This window comes from Gillisia mitskevichiae, from assembly GCF_003634585.1.
GTDB classification, from domain to species: Bacteria; Bacteroidota; Bacteroidia; order Flavobacteriales; family Flavobacteriaceae; genus Gillisia; species Gillisia mitskevichiae.
This window is the reverse complement of sequence record NZ_RBLG01000001.1, coordinates 410,992-426,756: the sequence shown is the minus strand read 5'-3', so window position 1 is coordinate 426,756 and position 15,765 is coordinate 410,992. Positions and strand designations below refer to the sequence as shown.

The 15,765-nt window shown below is 34.0% G+C and carries 17 protein-coding genes; 1 reads left to right on the top strand and 16 read right to left on the bottom strand.

Annotated elements, in window-relative coordinates; all coding sequences use genetic code 11:
• Positions 1-140 precede the first annotated feature (140 nt).
• The 13 genes from BC962_RS01950 to BC962_RS01890 form a co-directional block, all read right to left on the bottom strand.
• Positions 141-584: a hypothetical protein gene (locus tag BC962_RS01950; protein ID WP_121344251.1), complete on the bottom strand. Its 444-nt coding sequence runs from the start codon at positions 582-584 to the stop codon at positions 141-143.
• A 171-nt stretch (positions 585-755) separates the two neighbouring features.
• Positions 756-1,616, bottom strand: a complete 861-nt coding sequence (gene atpG, locus BC962_RS01945) for an ATP synthase F1 subunit gamma (RefSeq protein WP_121344250.1) — start codon at positions 1,614-1,616, stop codon at positions 756-758.
• A gap of 62 nt (positions 1,617-1,678) precedes the next feature.
• The gene (atpA, locus tag BC962_RS01940; protein ID WP_121344249.1) at positions 1,679-3,259 is read right to left on the bottom strand and encodes a F0F1 ATP synthase subunit alpha; all 1,581 of its coding nucleotides are present in this window, start codon (positions 3,257-3,259) and stop codon (positions 1,679-1,681) included.
• A gap of 46 nt (positions 3,260-3,305) precedes the next feature.
• Positions 3,306-3,860: an ATP synthase F1 subunit delta gene (gene atpH, locus BC962_RS01935; protein WP_121344248.1), complete on the bottom strand. Its 555-nt coding sequence runs from the start codon at positions 3,858-3,860 to the stop codon at positions 3,306-3,308.
• 4 nt (positions 3,861-3,864) lie between these two features.
• Entirely contained in the window at positions 3,865-4,365 is a 501-nt protein-coding gene (locus tag BC962_RS01930; RefSeq protein ID WP_121344247.1) for a F0F1 ATP synthase subunit B, read from the bottom strand.
• 81 nt (positions 4,366-4,446) lie between these two features.
• Positions 4,447-4,641 carry an ATP synthase F0 subunit C gene (atpE, locus tag BC962_RS01925; protein ID WP_034920281.1) on the bottom strand — a complete coding sequence of 65 codons (195 nt, stop codon included), beginning with the start codon at positions 4,639-4,641 and terminating at the stop codon, positions 4,447-4,449.
• A 45-nt stretch (positions 4,642-4,686) separates the two neighbouring features.
• Positions 4,687-5,823: a F0F1 ATP synthase subunit A gene (atpB, locus tag BC962_RS01920; protein ID WP_121344246.1), complete on the bottom strand. Its 1,137-nt coding sequence runs from the start codon at positions 5,821-5,823 to the stop codon at positions 4,687-4,689.
• Positions 5,824-5,930: 107 nt separating this feature from the next.
• Positions 5,931-6,323, bottom strand: coding sequence for a DUF6168 family protein (locus BC962_RS16620; protein WP_121344245.1), 393 nt, complete (start codon positions 6,321-6,323; stop codon positions 5,931-5,933).
• Positions 6,324-6,326: 3 nt separating this feature from the next.
• Entirely contained in the window at positions 6,327-6,581 is a 255-nt protein-coding gene (locus tag BC962_RS01910) for an AtpZ/AtpI family protein (protein ID WP_121344244.1), read from the bottom strand.
• The gene (locus BC962_RS01905; RefSeq protein WP_121344243.1) at positions 6,517-6,957 is read right to left on the bottom strand and encodes a bactofilin family protein; all 441 of its coding nucleotides are present in this window, start codon (positions 6,955-6,957) and stop codon (positions 6,517-6,519) included. The genes BC962_RS01910 and BC962_RS01905 overlap by 65 nt, the downstream gene beginning before the upstream one ends.
• 4 nt (positions 6,958-6,961) lie before the next feature.
• A complete protein-coding gene (gene porW, locus BC962_RS01900; RefSeq protein WP_121344242.1) occupies positions 6,962-9,478 on the bottom strand; it encodes a type IX secretion system periplasmic lipoprotein PorW/SprE in 2,517 nt (838 codons plus the stop codon).
• A 147-nt stretch (positions 9,479-9,625) separates the two neighbouring features.
• Positions 9,626-10,345, bottom strand: coding sequence for an ABC transporter ATP-binding protein (locus BC962_RS01895; protein ID WP_121344241.1), 720 nt, complete (start codon positions 10,343-10,345; stop codon positions 9,626-9,628).
• Between the two features lie 10 nt (positions 10,346-10,355).
• Positions 10,356-11,840 carry a DUF5687 family protein gene (locus BC962_RS01890; RefSeq protein ID WP_220660177.1) on the bottom strand — a complete coding sequence of 495 codons (1,485 nt, stop codon included), beginning with the start codon at positions 11,838-11,840 and terminating at the stop codon, positions 10,356-10,358.
• Positions 11,841-11,936: 96 nt separating this feature from the next.
• Here BC962_RS01890 and BC962_RS01885 point away from each other — a divergent pair, with 96 nt between their 5' ends.
• Positions 11,937-12,983 (top strand): ferredoxin--NADP reductase, encoded by a 1,047-nt coding sequence (locus BC962_RS01885; RefSeq protein ID WP_121344240.1) that lies wholly within the window; start codon positions 11,937-11,939, stop codon positions 12,981-12,983.
• Between the two features lie 56 nt (positions 12,984-13,039).
• On the opposite strand, the gene BC962_RS01880 is transcribed toward BC962_RS01885, so the two are convergent.
• The 3 genes from BC962_RS01880 to BC962_RS01870 form a co-directional block, all read right to left on the bottom strand.
• Complete coding sequence (locus BC962_RS01880) at positions 13,040-14,137, bottom strand: glycosyltransferase family 9 protein (RefSeq protein ID WP_121344239.1); 1,098 nt, start codon at positions 14,135-14,137, stop codon at positions 13,040-13,042.
• Positions 14,138-14,139: 2 nt separating this feature from the next.
• Entirely contained in the window at positions 14,140-14,748 is a 609-nt protein-coding gene (locus BC962_RS01875; RefSeq protein WP_121344911.1) for a DUF4254 domain-containing protein, read from the bottom strand.
• A 150-nt stretch (positions 14,749-14,898) separates the two neighbouring features.
• Complete coding sequence (locus tag BC962_RS01870; RefSeq protein WP_245983972.1) at positions 14,899-15,765, bottom strand: DUF6427 family protein; 867 nt, start codon at positions 15,763-15,765, stop codon at positions 14,899-14,901.

Sequence of the window (15,765 nt, the reverse complement as noted above, 5' to 3'; positions counted from 1 at the left end):
TACTAGTTAGAGGTGATAAATTTATTCATTTAAGTGATAGGGCACAACTAAAACTGTCTACACTTAAATATCAATTTTAAAATAAAAAAAACGGAGTGAAAAAATCCTCACCCCGTTTCTAATGGTTAATAAATATAAGATTATACTCTTTCTTTAACGCCTGTAAGTTTATAATATTTCACTTTAGAATTTTGGGTGAATATTAGAATGGCTTCATCATCTTTTAGTTCAAAGTCCATTTTTTCTATTTTTTGAGGCATTTTATTTCCAAATTCCTCTTTAGGATCTGAACTCATTATAATATCCGGCTTTGCATTATTAAACTTTGCAAAATAGACCCCCGGAGTATTAACATCTGTAGTTAGCTCTGCCTTTTTATTTCTGAAATAGATGCTATCTAAGCTCACTCTATTGGTTTGAATGGAACTTATAGGAATATACATTGTTGTAATTTCTCCTTGTGTAGTATAATAGGCAGTTCCTAAATTGGCAGGAGCTTTTTCTTGAAGATCCTTATTCCCCGCGCAACTCGCAAAAAGAACAATTACCAAAGTGGCACTTAAAAGAAGGTAGATATTTTTCATGATGATTTTGTTTTAGATATACCCTTAAAACAAAATGAGTGCCAAAAGAAAAACCCTTCAGAAATCTGAAGGGTTTTTTATATTTTGAATACTTTTTAAGTCTGTCTGAGCTTGTCGAAGACTTTAGATATTCTAATCACACTTCGACAGGCTCAGTGTGACAATTAGTTATTAATTGTTCAATGCTTCTGCACCACCAACAATCTCTAAGATCTCATTAGTAATAGCAGCTTGTCTCGCTTTGTTATAAGACAATTTAAGCGCATCTCTTAATTCGGTTGCATTATCTGTAGCTTTATGCATCGCCGTCATACGAGCTCCGTGCTCAGATGCTAACGAATCACTCATTGCTTTGAATAACTGCATTTTTAAAGACTTAGGGATAAGATCTTTTACGATCTGCTCCTTTTCTGGTTCAAAAATGTAATCTAAAGTTACATTCTCATCAGTTTCAAATTTCTCAATAGGTAAGAACTGCTCAGTTATTACATCTTGAGTTGCAGCATTTACAAATTGATTATATACAATTGAGATTTCATCATACTTACCATCTAAGAATGATTGCATGATATTCTCTGCAATTGCAGCTACAGTATCATACTTAAGATCCTCAAAAATAGAGTTATTGTTCTCTGCAACTGTATACGTCTTACTTAAAACATCATTTGCCTTTTTTCCTAAAGTTAAGATCTCTACATTTTTATCGCTGTATTTTGAAGCAGCAACTGCGCGAGCACCTTTAACAATATTTGTATTGAAAGCTCCTGCTAATCCTCTGTTAGAAGAAATAGCAACTATCAAGACCTTTTTAACTTCTCTTTGTTCTGCAAAAGGGCTTCCGCTATCTGCATCCAATGAAGCACTAAGGCTTTGTAGCAATTCTGTTAACTTTTCAGAATAAGGTCGCATTGCAGTAATGGCATCCTGAGCTTTGCTCAACTTTGCAGCCGATACCAATTTCATGGCACTGGTAATTTGCATGGTTGATGAAACCGAGGTAATCCTGCTACGTAATTCTTTTAAGTTTGCCATATGTTAGATAATAGTATTAAGAAGTGAGCGATATAAGCTCACTTCTCAACATTAAAATATGATTATGCTTTATATTTTGAAGAAAGCTCTTTTGCTGCTAACACCAAAGTGTCTGTAATTTCATCTGTAAGTTTTCCAGCTTTTAAACCATCTAACGTAGCACGATGTTTTACATTTAAGTATTCTAAATACTCAGTTTCAAATTCTTTTACTCTGTTTACAGGAACATCTCTTAAAAGGTTCTTAGCACCTGCAAAGATAATTGCAACTTGCTCTTCCACTGGATAAGGATCGTTCTCTGCTTGTTTCAAGATCTCTACGTTACGCTTTCCTCTTTCAATAACATTAAGAGTAGCAGCATCAAGATCAGATCCAAACTTAGCAAATGCTTCCAATTCACGGAATTGTGCTTGATCTAATTTTAAAGTACCTGCAACCTTTTTCATCGCTTTAATCTGAGCGTTTCCACCCACACGAGATACCGAAATACCAACGTTAATCGCTGGACGAACCCCAGAGTTAAAAAGATCTGATGTTAAGAAAATCTGACCATCTGTAATAGAAATTACGTTGGTTGGAATATATGCCGAAACATCTCCTGCTTGAGTTTCGATAATTGGCAAAGCAGTTAAAGAACCACCACCTTTTACCAAATGCTTAATAGAATCTGGAAGATCATTCATTTCTGAAGCGATCTTATCGTTGTTAATAACCTTTGCAGCACGCTCTAACAATCTAGAGTGTAAGAAAAATACATCCCCAGGATATGCTTCACGTCCCGGTGGGCGACGTAATAATAACGAAACCTCACGGTAAGCTACTGCTTGCTTAGATAAATCATCAAACACAATAAGTGCAGGACGACCAGTATCTCTAAAGTACTCACCAATTGCAGCACCTGCAAACGGAGCATATACTTGCATTGGAGCAGGATCTGATGCATTTGCAGCAACTATAGTAGTATATGCCATGGCACCTCTTTCTTCTAATTTCTGTGCAATTCCTGCAACAGTAGAAGCTTTTTGTCCAATAGCAACATATATACAATGTACTGGAACACCAGCATCGTAAAATTCTTTTTGATTTAGAATGGTATCGATACACACTGCAGTTTTACCTGTCTGACGGTCACCAATAACCAATTCTCTTTGACCTCTACCAACCGGTACCATGGCATCGATAGCCTTGATCCCTGTTTGCATTGGTTCTGTAACAGGCTCACGATAGATAACTCCTGGCGCTTTACGCTCCAATGGCATCTCGTAAGTTTCTCCTACGATAGGACCCTTTCCATCTATTGGAGCTCCTAAAGTATCTAATACTCTTCCTGTAATTCCTTCACCTACATTAATAGAGGCAATACGTTGAGTTCTTTTTGCTACAGATCCTTCTTTAATTTGCTTAGAAGGTCCCAAAAGTACTACCCCAACATTGTCTTCCTCAAGGTTAAGTACGATTCCTTCTAATCCACTTTCGAATTCAACTAATTCCCCATATTGAGCATTTGCTAATCCGTAGATACGTGCAATACCATCCCCTACGGTAAGTACTGTTCCTACTTCATCTAAAGTAGCTTTTGCTTCAAAACCTGAAAGTTGTTTTTTTAATATTGCTGAAACTTCAGCTGGATTTACTTCGGCCATAATTATTTAGAATAAAATTGATACACCTAAAGTGTATCTGTTTTCATTAAATTTTTGAAATATACGTGTTGTTAGTAAGCTCTCTGCTTAAATTACTAAGGCTTTTTGCAACACTTGTATTGTATTGAAGATCTCCTATTCTAAGGATAAAACCTCCTAGTATACTTGGATCTACTTTACTTTCTAAAGTTGCAGTATTCCCTGTAAGCTCTTTTACTTTATCAAGTATCTTAACTTCTAATTTAGCATCCAAAGGAACCGCTGTAGTTACATGTGCAACTTGAATGTGGTTCATTTCGTTAAATAATGCCGTATACCTTTTAGCTACAGATTGTAGCTGAATAATTCTATTATTGTCTACGAGAATATCGAAAGCTCCTAATGTTATAGTATGAGCCGACTTAAAAATTTCTTTTAAAGCACTCTTCTTAACATCGTCTTTTACAACTGGGCTAGCCAAAACTTCTTGAAGTTCCTCACTAGATGAAATAGTCTCGTCTATAGAAACCATATCATTATTCACAGTTTCTGCAGCATTTTGATCTTTTGCCAATTCTAAAATTGCTTTCGCGTATCTCTGTGCAGCTCTGGTACTTTTCATAAACTTATTTTAAGGTAACATCTGCTAACATGTCCTCAACCAACTTGTGTTGTTTCTCTGTAGTAGATAGTTGTTCACGAATCACTTTTTCTGCGATCTCAATAGATAAAGTTGCAACTTGATTCTTAAGATCTACCATTGCAGCATTCTTTTCGTTCTGGATAATAACTTGTGCATTTGCAACAATTTTATCTGCTTTAGTCTGAGCTTCCTCAGTTGCCTCAAGAACTACTTTCTCTTTTAATTCACGAGCTTCTTTAAGCATCGCGTCTCTTTGAGCTCTTGCTTCATTCAATAATTTCTCATTATCTGCATGAAGATTTTGCATTTCTTTTCTTGCATTCTCTGCTGAAAGTAAAGCATCTTTAATTCCTTCTTCACGACTATTTAATGAGTCTAAAATTGGCTTCCAAGCAAATTTTCTTAAAAGCAATATAAGTACTACAAGTACGATTGCTTGCCAGAAGAATAAACCAAAAGAAAAATCATTTATTAACTTTTCCATATATCTTTTTTATAAGTAAACTAGTTTTTAAAATAAAATCAAACTTTGTAACCAACCGTTACAAAGTTTGATTAGTTTCAATTAAGCGAATAACGCTGCGAATGCAACACCTTCCAATAATGCAGCAACAATAATCATTGCTGTTTGGATTTTACCTGCTGCTTCTGGCTGACGAGCAATTGCTTCCATCGCGCGACCACCAATCATACCTAGACCGATACCTGCACCAATGATGATAAGACCCTTACCAATCAAACTTACATCCATTACTTCCATAAACTACTTTGTTAAAAATTAAACTTACTTATTGATAAAATTTTTCTAAATAACTGGTATATCATCACTATGATCATTAGGATGATGATCGTGATCTTCTACAGCCATTCCAATATATAATGCACTTAACAGGGTGAAAATATACGCCTGCAAAAATGCGACTAATAATTCTATTATTGAAATAAATAGAGTAAATCCGAAAAATGCTGGACCTGCAATCCAATTCTGGAATATTACAATAAGTCCTAAAAGACTCATTACAACTACGTGTCCTGCAGTCATGTTAGCAAACAATCGAATCATCAAGGCAAATGGCTTAGTAAGCATTCCCAAGATCTCGATTGGCATTAAAACTATTTTCATAGGGATTGGCACTCCTGGCATCCAGAAAATATGTTTCCAATAATGTTTGTTACCACTAAACTGTACTATAAAGAATGTTGCAAGAGCAAGACAAAAAGTAACCGCTATATTTCCAGTAACATTAATACCTAAAGGAGTTAATCCTAGTAAATTCAAAATAAGAATGAAGAAAAATACAGTTAACAAAAAGCCCATGTATTTTCTATATTTTGGACCAATGTTTGGCTTAGCAATATCATCTCTAACATAGATGACCAACGGCTCTAAAACTCTTCCAAAACCACTTGGAATATCCTTGTTCTTATAAGAAGAAGCTAAACCTTTAAAGATTATAAACATTAGCAAAGAAACCAATAACATAGCTAGAACATTCTTAGTAATAGAAAAATCTAATGGCTTTGCATTTGTAGGATAACCATCTTCACCGTAGGTAATTGTACCTTCAGCATTGGTTTTGTATATTTTATTGTGATATAATTTATAGTGCTGTCCGTCTATAATTGCTAAAGTTTCTCCATGATGAAATTCAGAAGAAGAAAATGCTTTTAAACCATTATCCCATAAAATTACTGGTAATGGAAAACCGTAATGTTCCCCAGTAGCACCATCTGAAAAGAAATTGAAAGAATGAGAATCTTGCAAGTGATGATCTATATAATCAGCAACTTCTTCTTTTGTATCAACTGCTCCAGGCCCTTCATGAGACTCTAATTCTGTATTCTCTCCATGCTCTACTTCATGATCTTGAGCGAAGGTATTTACAGAAAAAAGTACTATAAAAACAGCCAATAAAATTCTAACAGTATTATCCTTTTTCATTCCAGGTATAGTTTCGGTCTATAAATTTCGGTGCAAATGTACACAATTTAAATAAAATTCAATCCTAAAAACATTCAATAAGTTTAAGGACTTAAAATACAATGTAACTAACTGTTTTTATTATAGTTAACACTGTTCAGGATTTTAGAAACATAGAAAATTTCAATACTCAAACACAACACAAAAGGGATAAAAAAGAGCAAGAAGTCGGATTTATTAATTTCGATGTTTTTAGATTTCACTAAAAAATAAAAAAGCACAAATTTTAGCGTGCTAATTCCCAGATAAACAAATCCCAATTTGTCTTCTAATATTTTTTTAAAAACCAGAATGTTCAACATTAATAAATACGTAAATGCAAAATTGAAAAGATAGCTAAATTGAATAAGATTAGTTTCTTTAGCCGAAAGGGTGGTTTGTATAATATTTATTTGAAGAAAATAAGCAAGGCCTAGCAAAAAGCTAATTATAAGAGTGAACTTTAGAATATTGGAAATCATTAATTATTTATTGAGGCTTTTTAATTGTTTTAAAACTATGTATAAAGAGGCAGCAACTCCAAAAAGCACAAACCCAATAGTGAACCAATTTTTATTAGACGGGTATTTTTCATCCAACTTTTTGCCTACCCAAGCACAGGCGAAGATAGTTCCACCCATTTGAAATGCAATTCCTGAAAAGATCGCCCAGTTTCTAAGCTGACCGTTCTTCTCGTTTTCCTTCTTTTCTTCCTTCTTTTCTTCCTTCTTTTCTTCCATTTTGTAGAGATTTTACAGCACCTTTCATAGTACATGTAGCATTAAAAGAAGCGCCAGGTTCAATAGATAATTTTCCTGCATTCACTTCCCCATCAATAACAGCACTAGACCTTAGAGATAAAGTTTCTTCAACATTTAGTTTCCCATCAAAAGATCCTTCAAAATCGGCATTTTTGCAATTTAGATCTCCTTTTATTAAACCTCCTTTACTAATAACAACTTTCCCAGAGGTAGATAAATTACCGATAAGGCTTCCTTCTATTCTAAAACCTCCCTTAGCTTCGATATTTCCAGTAATCTTGGTTCCTGCTGATATTCGATTCTGCTCTTTACTGATTTCTGTTTTTTCTTTTGATTTTGTTGGGCCTTTAAACATAGATCTAGGGTTCTTGTTTATTAATTAATTCTTTGTATTCATCCAGATTTTTCTTCAACTGAATTACTCTGTAATTTTCTGAAGAAATTATAACTGGAGTTATTTCAACTTTGTATTTCTTATTGATGTTAAGCAATTCTGCAAAACCTTCTGCCTTGCTATAAGTATCCAATCCATGAACTACAACAAAAATCAATTTGTCGTTATATACATCCTGAGATACTGAAAGTCCGGAATAATCTAGCTCCAAAATAGCTTTTTCAAGGATCTCTTTTAAACCATTGCTTTTTTCTAACTCATCGATCTCAATAGCGTAAAGCAACTTTAAATTTGATGCTGAATTGCTGTTTATCTCCAGTTTGCTTTTCTCCAAATTAGGAATTGCTGTATTCAACACTTCCAAAGCAGTAATTCCTTCTTGGGTTTGAGGATAATTTGCTGCAATGGAGGATAATTCTTCTTTATAAGCATTCACTCCATAAATTCTTCCCACTGCCCTAGCCTTTAATAATTCAACCTTTGGCAAGAGTTCTTCTTCAGGATATTCATTTATATAAATCTTTCCATCTTTTATCACTTTTAAAAACTCAGAATTTTCAAACAGTGTGTATAAGTCTTTGTATTTGTTTTCAGCTTCATCTTCTTGAGCAATGGAAAGATCTGGATTATTAATCCTTGAGGCATATCTAGAATCTGGATATTTAGTTAAAACCACTTGCTTATATCTTTCGGCTTCTGCAGTATTTCCACTTTCCAGGTTTATTCTATATAAATAATAGTTTGAAGGGATCACTAAACGCTCCTCATCTGTAAAATCCAACAAGGCCGTAAGTTTTTCTGAAGCCAAATCTGGTTTATTGTACTTCTCTTTATAAATTAAGCCAAGGCTATAATAAGCATCGTTTCTTTCCTTTTCTATTTCAGAAATTAAAAGGGGATCGCTTGGAATTTCATCCAAATATGTTTGAGCCGAGAATTTTGGATTATTAGATATAATTAACCCAGAAACCTCATCTAAACTATCCTTAGCTATCGTGGTAAAATTACTGGAATTCAATCTCCAGTTATCTCTTAATTCTCTTGGACCCCAAGTCTTAGCAAAGCTTTCTAATCCTGAAGAAACTCTTCTTGGATTATAAAAATAGAAAGTGTTAGCGGGATCGTTTCCGCCTAAAGAAGGTGGCGCACCTGGAGTATTACGCGAAGAAGGCATCATTGGCTGATTAGCTTCTGGCACTGCTCCCTCTTTTGCTTGGGTAACAGCTGCTTCTTTTAGTTGTGCTGCATATTTAGTAAAATAATCTAGACGATCATCCTCTGGCATGGCCACAAAACGCAAGATGCTATCATTTTTTTCTACAATACTTTCATAGAAAATAACCTCTTTAAGGTTATCTCTTTTGCGTTCTACAAAGAAATAATCACGGGATGTATTTGGGATCTTGGTTAAAGTACTATCGTAATATGCGCTGGCCTCTCTATACAAAGCTTTATCAAAATTCATATTTCCCAGCGTTTCATAATTAAGGGAAATCAAATAGTTATCTTGGGAAGGTTCTCTTAAAGACTTATTATAATATACAGTTGCTAGATTTGTAGAATCTATATGATTGTAATATTCGGCTAACTGAAAATAGATCTTATCCAAATACGGCCTGTTTTCCCGATTCTCTTCCATTTCCTTTAAACGCGATAGCAATATAGCTGGATCTTCCGTTTTGAAATTGAAATTTCTTGTCTTTTCAATTTGTGCATTCACCAAATATTCTCTTGGCGTTTTTCTATTGAGATCGATAATTTCATTAAAAGCATAATTTGCGCTATCTCGTTGTTCCAATAAATTATGAAGTTGCCCTTGGATATAGTAATATCGGCCTTTTTCGGCATTATCGTTGGTGAATTCTGCGGCAGTTCTAATTGGCGCAATGGCACTATCTGGATGATTCAAGTTGATATATGCCTGTGCTAACATTGCATTGGCATCTGCCATATCTTGATCTTTCAAGGTTTCCGCCTTAATAATTCTCTTAAGGTTCTTTATAGCTAATTTGTTATTCTGAAGTCGGATGTTGGTTTTCTCTCTCCAGATCTGGGCATGATTTATTGTATTACTGGCGGGATATTTATGCAAAATATAATTGAAGGCTTCCAAGGCTGGAAAAAATCGCTGATCGAAATAGCGCGCCTTTCCAAGAAGTAGATATGCTTCATCTATCTGAGGATTTTTTTCTTTGCCTTCAATAAGCATCGAGTGCTTTTGAATGGCTTTGGTAGCTTTTTCTTCAGCAAGCTTAAAAGATTGATTTTTTATAGTTCCCGGTAAAGAGATCTCTTCAGAAATTTGCATTCTTTCAACTGGCAGAATATCCCAGAAATTCTCATTATAAGAATCTGCAACTTCCATTTCTCCTTGTTCTAATGCAAGGCCGCCATTGTACAAAATATTGTACTCGGTGCCTATAGCATGCCAATTCCTGTTAATAAACTTATCTTTTTTTGGAGAACAACTGGAAATTGCCATCAACAAAAATAGACAACCAAATACGTGTGTGAATTTATTCAAAATCAATAAGTTCTTGATATTATAAATAACAGAAGTGCTTTACATTTAGTATGCTAAAATACATTTCTTTTTAGATATTGAAGTCTTGAAAAAACAATCGGAGACCTAAGCTTGCTCCTTTAAAGTTAAATCTTTAGAAAAATAAGTTTCCAACTCATCTAACGTAGCAGTAGAAGTCATAAGATCTTTTACAAGATCTCCCTTATCTAACACCACAATTCGTTCACAAACCTCTGTAATATGAATAAGATCATGACTAGAGATTAAAATAGTTGTTTCCTTTTGAGCGGTAAGATCTTTAATGATCTTTTTTAATCGAATCTGTGTAGTGGGATCTAAATTAGCAAAAGGCTCATCTAAGATAATCACTTTTGGACTGCCTATTAAAGCTGCAACAATTCCCACCTTCTTTTGATTCCCTTTTGAAAGGTCTCGCAAATACTTCCGTTTTCCTAGGATTTCACCATGAAAAAAGTCTTCAAAAGTAGAGAGTAAGGTATCTACATCTGCTTTATTTTGCTTCCGCAGATCACCAATAAAATAAAAATATTCTTCGGGCGTGAGATAACCTATTAAAAAACTTTCATCTATAAAAGAACTTGTAAACTCCTTCCACTCCTCATTCTGGCTTACTGTAATTTCATGGTTAAATATATTTCCGGTGGTGGGTTGTATAAGATCTAATAGCATACTAAAAAACGTGGTTTTTCCTGCACCGTTATTTCCAACCAATCCCAAACTTTGTCCCGTGGGAATATCTAAATGTTCTATGTTTAGAACCTTAGTTCCGTTATATACCTTTGTAAGATTTGTTGCTGTGATCATGATTCTAAATTTATTCGCCAGATTGCTTAAAACCTTCAATCATGGCATATTTTTGTCTATTATAACGTTGAGCAATAAAGTTAATGGCGCGATTTCTAAGAATTAATCCAACTAAGCCTAGAACGAATAAAACGCTAAGGGCGCTTTCAAAAGAGATGAACTTATTGATTATCCAAAAAATAAGCAATGGCATTAACATGAGAGGAAGTCCAACTATCCACTGTGTTGCTCCCATTCCTTGATAATTCATAAACGGGCTTTTGTCTAGATCTATCTTTTTTCTATTGAAAGATCCTGCATAAAGTAAAATAGGAATATTTACACCTATATTATAAACTGCACATATCATATTAATTAAAAAGATCTTCCAGCCATAATACAAATAAGGAGTGGAAAGAATTGCTAATACCACAACGCTAAAGGTTATTAAACCTGCTTTGGCTGTCAAGTATTTCTTTAATGGGATATTTTGAGCCATTATTAACGGATAATATCCTGCATCCCAAGCTGGGATAAACTGTCCAAAATTAATCATAAAGATCCCTGTAATAAAAATGCCCACAAAAATAAAGAATGCCGGCATGTCTTGATAAGCATCATTACCATAAAAGATAAGGCCATAAGCCAAAAATAAAATGGATATGTAAACGGTTGTTTTAGGTCTTTTGTTTCTCCATATCATTTTTAGATCTAGTTGCAAGTAAGGTGCTAATTCCCCAAAACGTCTAGTCCAAAGAAATTCGTTGGTATTTGCATCTTTTACTTCATCTTTTAAAGTAGCATCTAAATAAAATTTACTTTCTAAGTCTTTCTGGTTCCATTTATAAAAAACGATAACTATAAGAATTGGTATAAGCGCCAGAAAAGGGAATTCTAGTATTAAATTTAGACCTTTTCCAAACCAAACACTGCTCTCGAAGATCTTGAAGTAATCTAAGCCTGCAATCACTGCAATGCTTGCAACCACCGGAATTAATGCTTTTATATTATCTGTAAAATTCTTTTTAATTATAAAATTCGCAAAGTTTACAGAGAGAGTAAGACCTATCATAGCAACCATCCATGCTAGAATTGTTGCCGTACTAAAAGTTTGCTTGTAAATATTATAGATCCCGAATGGAATAATAATAAGCAGTGGAAGAAAATTGAAGAACGAGTACAAAGATTTTAATAGTACAAAATTCACCACTTTTCGCTTGTTAATAGGAAGTAGCATTAAGGGCTTAATATCCATAATAGGTAAATTCTGAAGCAAAAAACGATATGCTAACTCCAAAACTAACCAAGCTAAAACAAATCTATTTACTAAATATAAAGGTTCTTCTCCAGGGAAATATTCAATAATTAAGGGATATAATCCAATACCGAACATTAAAAAAGCCGCGGTAAAATACAATCCCAAAAATCCCATTAGAATTTTCAGGCCAATACTCTTGCCTAAGCTTGCAGATCTAAAAAATGATTTCCACTCTAGCGAGAATAAGCGCTTGAACATAATAGTTTGTGTTTATATATAGAAGTGTGGAAATTTACCAAATTGTTACAAATAAAAAAGGATAGACTTTGTATTTTTACAGCCAAATTGAAGGACATGAACAAATTTTATAGCCTAAATATAAAAGAAATTATTCGCGAAACAGAACAAGCGGTAAGTATATCTTTTGAGGTGCCAGAGAATCTTAAAGAAGTTTTTTCTTTTAAAGCAGGTCAATACATTACTCTTAAGACAAATATAGATGGGAAAGAAGTACGAAGAGCCTACTCTTTGTGTTCTGCTCCCAATACCAATGAATTTAAAGTTACAGTTAAAGAAGTTGAAGGTGGAACTTTTTCTGTTCTAGCAAACAATAAACTGAAAGCTGGAGACATTTTAGAAGTGCATCCTCCAGAAGGAAAGTTTATTTTTGAACCAAGCAATTCTAAACATAATTATGCTGCTTTTGTTGCCGGAAGTGGAATCACCCCTGTTTTATCTATAATTAAGACAGCGCTAACTAAAGAGACCGACAGCAAATTTGTATTGGTATATGGGAATAAAACTCCAGATGATACTATTTTCTTCAAGGAACTATTACAACTTCAGTTAGCATATCCTGAACGACTATTTATTGAATTTATATATAGTAGAACACAAGAAGATAATGCTCATTTCGGAAGAATTGAAAGCAGCACCGTGAATTATGTGCTTAAAAATAAATTCGATGCTCTAGACTTCGAAAAATTCTATTTATGCGGGCCAGAAGTTATGATTAATAGCGTTTCTGAGATCATGCTGAAAAATGGGATTGAAAAAGAAAAGATCTTATTCGAACTCTTTACTTCTAGCGATTCTGGAGAAATTGAAGCAGATTTAGAAGGGGAAACCAAACTAACCATTTTGGTAGACGATGAGGAAACTACTTTTTCTATGAACAAAACAGACACTGTTCTAGATGCAGCATTAGAGAAAGACTTGGATGTTCCTTATTCTTGTCAAGGAGGGATTTGTAGTAGCTGTATAGCAAGAATTGTGGAAGGAAAAGCAGAGATGGCTAAAAATCAGATCCTTACAGATAGTGAGATCGCAGAAGGATTAATTCTAACATGTCAAGCACATCCTACCACTCCCACCCTAAAAGTAGATTACGACGATGTTTAAGCTTATTTAAGGATTATGATTCTCAAGACTTAGTTACTGGTCTTGGTATAAGATTCTTAAGTGATATTTAAAACTGAGTTGATCTTTACCACCACGGTATCTGGGGAGATAGTTCTCATTACATCTTCATAACCATCTGGTACTTTATTCCCATAGATAGAAGTTGGAATTTGAGGATATTTATTAAGATCTGGCAAAATACAGTTCTCTAAAGGTTGTTCAAAAGGTTTAAAACCAGTGTATGGATGTGTAACTCCCCAAAGAGTGACTACAGGTACTCCATACATAGCTGCTAAATGAGCATTCCCGCTATCCATAGACAGCATGGCATCTAAATTAGATATAAGTGCTAACTCTTCATCAAATTTTAATTTCCCAGCCAGAGATTTAACTCGATCATATTTTGCTGCCAATTCCTCCAGCATTGCAGCTTCCTTTTTCCCTCCCCCAAAAAGAAAAATTTGGATCTTCCCTGCGCTATTTAATTGGGCAAGTACTTTATCCATAAGGTCTAAAGGATAAACCTTAGAATTATGTTGTGCAAAAGGAGCTACTCCTATCCATTTTAATGGATCAGTGCCTGTGATCTCTCGGGTATTTGGTGAGATCTTTTGCTTTTCTGGAAACTTATGTAACCTAAGATCTATTGGATAACCTAATTCATTAAAAACATCTGCATAGCGCTGATGGGTTGCTTTTAATTGTATAAAAACTTTATTGTTTGCTGCGGTAAGCGCCTTTTTTTCTGATCTTCCTTTATCTATTTGCTTCACCGGAATTCCGTAGAAATAAAAAATAGATTTCAAGACATTGCTCCTTAACACATCGTGCATATCTGCAACGGCGTCTATCTCCAAATCTCTAAGATCTTTGGCAAGTCTACTTAATCCAAAAACACCACTATGAACCCCATTAATATCGGCTTCGTAAATACTTATGTTCGGATTGTCTTTAAAGATGGGTGCAAAAAAAGCACGGGTAAGTAATGTTATTTTTAATTGAGGATAGGTTGCGGTAACTACCCGAAGTACCGGTACCAGCATTGCAACATCTCCTAATGCAGATAACCGAATAACCAATATATGTTCTCCCTTAGATGGATGCAAATTGCTTTTATCTTTAGAAGATTTCGATATAATGGTTTTCCTACTCACAACTAGTTCTTCTTTCTTAAAACAGGGTTTAATTCATCGTCATTGTACATTTTCATCTGCTTGTAAACCTTCATATATTTATTCCCGTTTTGAATATCTTCCAATAACTGGTCTATTGCTGAAGAAAGATCTACTCGTTGCTCCAGTAAAACATTCAGTTTTACTCCACATTTATTTCGATGATCATCTGAAGCGTCTTCCCTATTGGCTTCTTCTTCCATATGATAGATCTTCAAAGCTAGAATTGAGAGTCTATCTATTGCCCAAGCAGGGCTTTCAGAATTAATAGTAGCAGAAGGTTTAACACTTACTTCCTTAAATTTATCTAGAAAATAGCTGTCTATAAACTCTACCATATCTGTACGGTCTTGGTTAGAGGCATCTATTTGTCTCTTTAGAGTTAAAGCTGCAACAGGATCTATATTAGGATCTCGTATAATATCTTCATAATGCCATTGTACCGTATCTATCCAAGACTTTCTAAAAAGTAAATGCTCGATTAATTGAGCGTCTTTATTGTATGGATTCTCAAATGACTGATCTACCGAGTTTATTAAGTGATATTTATTTATCACTTCTTGAAAGATCTTATTTGCTTTAGCTGAAAACATATTTAATTTGATATTTAATTTATGATAACTGCAACTCCTTGCAGAAATCTTCAATTTAATTGAATTTTATAAAGGAAAACAAAGGTATTATATTTTGAAATAGTGGAAAGCCTGTAGGCTTATATATCCACCGGTTTAAAAAAATTGGAATTACAAAAATATTGGAAGAAGAATTGGCATTAAGATAAGCACTATTAAAAGCACCTCTTTAAAACCTTTCTCTTTCTTACTATCAAAATAATTCGAGGCAATTATAGAGAATGGAACAAAGAAAAATAACAGTTCGCTTCCGTTCTTAACCGGGGACAATATTGCCACCATCACAGAAATTAAAAGTGTGATAAATACCAACAAATAGGTTGGTCTAGATCTAATTCCAGATTTATTATAAAGTTTAAAATAATGAGACAAGGTCCAAAAAGATAAAGCCAAAATGATGCTAATTGGTATTAAAACACTTAGATTTTGATAGTTCTCGAATTTAAATGAACTATTCTGAAACCAAGCTGCCCACGTGTAAAAGTCATCATGGAATATAAGATGAAAGGTAGTAACTAGAATAAAAACTACAAATACTGCAACCAATGGAATCAACCAGTTCTTAAAGTAATTTATTGCATGAAATAGGATACCGAAGTAAACAATAAAAATAAATAGAATAGACCAAAAATAGAAAAGAGAGGCAATGCAGATCCAAAAAGTAGCATCAAAAATCTTCAAAGCTATATCTTTTCTAGACTTTAAACTTATCACTCTTCTTAATGCAAGAAGAACACAAAGATTTGCAACGATTATTTGATTATCCTGTAAAATTGCCAAAAAGGAAACTGAACATACTGCAAATATCAGGATCTTAAATCCGCTTCTTTTGGTAAGCTCATTCTTCTTTGCAATAAAATCCAGCACCATAGCACTAAGTAAAAAACTAATAAAAACCCCAAGTTTTGTAAAGAGCGTATACATTTCAAATTCCTGAAATATAGGTTTCAGATTAGCCGAAATGAAAAAAACAGCCAT

Excerpts from the sequence above, each read along its gene's own strand:
- BC962_RS01950 (WP_121344251.1), bottom strand. The coding sequence starts at position 584 with ATGAAAAATATCTACCTTCTTTTAAGTGCCACTTTGGTAATTGTTCTT.
- BC962_RS01890 (WP_220660177.1), bottom strand. The coding sequence starts at position 11,840 with ATGTTCAAGCGCTTATTCTCGCTAGAGTGGAAATCATTTTTTAGATCT.
- BC962_RS01885 (WP_121344240.1), top strand. The coding sequence starts at position 11,937 with ATGAACAAATTTTATAGCCTAAATATAAAAGAAATTATTCGCGAAACA.
- atpE (WP_034920281.1), bottom strand. The coding sequence starts at position 4,641 with ATGGAAGTAATGGATGTAAGTTTGATTGGTAAGGGTCTTATCATCATT.
- BC962_RS01910 (WP_121344244.1), bottom strand. The coding sequence starts at position 6,581 with ATGGAAGAAAAGAAGGAAGAAAAGAAGGAAGAAAAGAAGGAAAACGAG.
- BC962_RS01875 (WP_121344911.1), bottom strand. The coding sequence starts at position 14,748 with ATGTTTTCAGCTAAAGCAAATAAGATCTTTCAAGAAGTGATAAATAAA.
- porW (WP_121344242.1), bottom strand. The coding sequence starts at position 9,478 with ATGGCAATTTCCAGTTGTTCTCCAAAAAAAGATAAGTTTATTAACAGG.
- BC962_RS01905 (WP_121344243.1), bottom strand. The coding sequence starts at position 6,957 with ATGTTTAAAGGCCCAACAAAATCAAAAGAAAAAACAGAAATCAGTAAA.
- atpH (WP_121344248.1), bottom strand. The coding sequence starts at position 3,860 with ATGAAAAGTACCAGAGCTGCACAGAGATACGCGAAAGCAATTTTAGAA.
- atpB (WP_121344246.1), bottom strand. The coding sequence starts at position 5,823 with ATGAAAAAGGATAATACTGTTAGAATTTTATTGGCTGTTTTTATAGTA.
- BC962_RS01930 (WP_121344247.1), bottom strand. The coding sequence starts at position 4,365 with ATGGAAAAGTTAATAAATGATTTTTCTTTTGGTTTATTCTTCTGGCAA.
- atpA (WP_121344249.1), bottom strand. The coding sequence starts at position 3,259 with ATGGCCGAAGTAAATCCAGCTGAAGTTTCAGCAATATTAAAAAAACAA.
- BC962_RS16620 (WP_121344245.1), bottom strand. The coding sequence starts at position 6,323 with ATGATTTCCAATATTCTAAAGTTCACTCTTATAATTAGCTTTTTGCTA.
- atpG (WP_121344250.1), bottom strand. The coding sequence starts at position 1,616 with ATGGCAAACTTAAAAGAATTACGTAGCAGGATTACCTCGGTTTCATCA.
- BC962_RS01870 (WP_245983972.1), bottom strand. The coding sequence starts at position 15,765 with ATGGCTGTTTTTTTCATTTCGGCTAATCTGAAACCTATATTTCAGGAA.
- BC962_RS01895 (WP_121344241.1), bottom strand. The coding sequence starts at position 10,345 with ATGATCACAGCAACAAATCTTACAAAGGTATATAACGGAACTAAGGTT.